General features: G+C 72.7%; 2 protein-coding genes. Both read right to left on the bottom strand.

What is annotated here, in order from left to right:
• On the bottom strand, window positions 1-851 hold an 851-nt coding region (sigB, locus tag AC0CYZ_RS23495), incomplete at its 3' end, for an RNA polymerase sigma factor SigB (RefSeq protein ID WP_472219821.1).
• Between the two features lie 178 nt (window positions 852-1029).
• The gene (locus AC0CYZ_RS23490; protein WP_472219819.1) at window positions 1030-1494 is read right to left on the bottom strand and encodes a D-aminoacyl-tRNA deacylase; all 465 of its coding nucleotides are present in this window, start codon (window positions 1492-1494) and stop codon (window positions 1030-1032) included.
• Window positions 1495-1617: the final 123 nt, after the last annotated feature.

The raw sequence follows: 1617 nt of genomic DNA, 5'->3' as shown, positions 1-1617 counted from the left end.
GTGGCGATGACCCGGCGCATGTCGTCGTGGAGCAGGCCGGAGATGACCGTCGACTCGGCGTCGGTGGCCTCGGCGTCCTCGATGAAGTCCCCGAGCGGGGCCTCCTCCTCGGACCCGACCGGCATGTCCAGGCTCACCGGGTCACGGCTGTGGTCGAGCAGGTCGGACACCTTCTCGACCGGGAGCCCCGACTCCTCGGCCAGCTCCTCGTTGGTGGCCTCGCGGCCGAGGGTCTGGTGGAGGTCCCGCTTGATGCGGGCCAGCTTGTTCACCTGCTCGACGAGGTGGACGGGCAGGCGGATGGTGCGGGCCTGGTCGGCCATGCCACGCGTGATGGCCTGCCGGATCCACCAGGTCGCGTAGGTCGAGAACTTGAAGCCCTTGGAGTAGTCGAACTTCTCGACGGCCCGGATGAGGCCGAGGTTGCCCTCCTGGATGAGGTCGAGCAGCGGCATCCCGCGGCCGGTGTAGCGCTTGGCCAGCGAGACGACGAGCCGCAGGTTCGCCTCGAGCAGGTGGGCGCGGGCGCGGCGACCGTCACGGGCGACCGCCCGGAGGTCCCGGGCGCGGCCGGCGTCGAGCGAGTCGTCCTCGAGCAGGTGGGCCGCGTAGACCCCGGCCTCGATGCGCTTCGCGAGCTCCACCTCGTCGGCGGCCGTCAGGAGGGCGGTCTTTCCGATACCGTTCAGGTAGACGCGCACGAGGTCGGCAGCCGGGCTCTGGGCGTCGAGATCGCTCTGGGCCTCCGCCTCGGTCTGGAGCGCGGTAGTCTCGGGGGCGACGTCGGGGTTCGACTCGGGCAGGACGGTCTCGGCGTCGCGAGACTGCTGCGGGGCGAGTGTCGCCGTCATGGAATCCTCCCTGCGCGGCACTTGGTCTGGTGCGTGCCGTGTCATGTGGTCGAACGCGCAGGGGAGCACGAACGTTCCCGACTGCCGCACACCGCCCGGTTAACCGCTTGTGACGGTGCCGACGCGTGTTCCGGGCCATGGAAGCGCAACGGGGTGCGCACGATCCGTCGAGGGACGCTCAGACCTCGACGAGCACCGTGAACGGGCCGTCGTTGACGGACTCGACCGCCATCTCCGCGCCGAACACCCCCGTCGCGACGGGGGCGCCACGCGCCCTGAGGGCCTCGACGACCGCCGTGACGAGCCGCTCGGCCTCCGCGCCCGGCGCGGCGGCCGACCACGAGGGGCGCCGGCCCTTGCGGGTGTCGCCGTACAGCGTGAACTGGCTGACGACGAGCAGGCCCGCGGCGGTCCCGGCGCACGACTGCTCGTCGCGCCCGCCCGATCCGCCGTCGCTCCGCTCACCCCGTGTCGATCCCCCGTCGCTCCGCTCGCCCCGCAGCACCCGCAGCTCGTGCAGCTTGCGGGCCATCGCCGGCACCGGGTCGTCGGCCGTGCCCACGCGGGCGGGGTCGTCGCGGTGGACCCCGAGCAGGACGAGGAGGCCCGGTTCGTCGAGCGCGCCGACCACCTCCCCGTCCACGGTCTCGACGCTGCCCGGTCACCTCGCGCCGTCCCCGCCCAGGCCCGCGTCGCGTTAGACGTGCTCGATCTCGGGGGGGCCGGGCACGAACGGCGGGTTGCAGACGACCTGGTCGAAGCGGCG

Source organism: Actinomycetospora sp. (assembly GCF_055612215.1).
The sequence above is the reverse complement of the archived record's forward strand: the minus strand, read 5'-3'. Positions and strand labels throughout refer to the sequence as shown.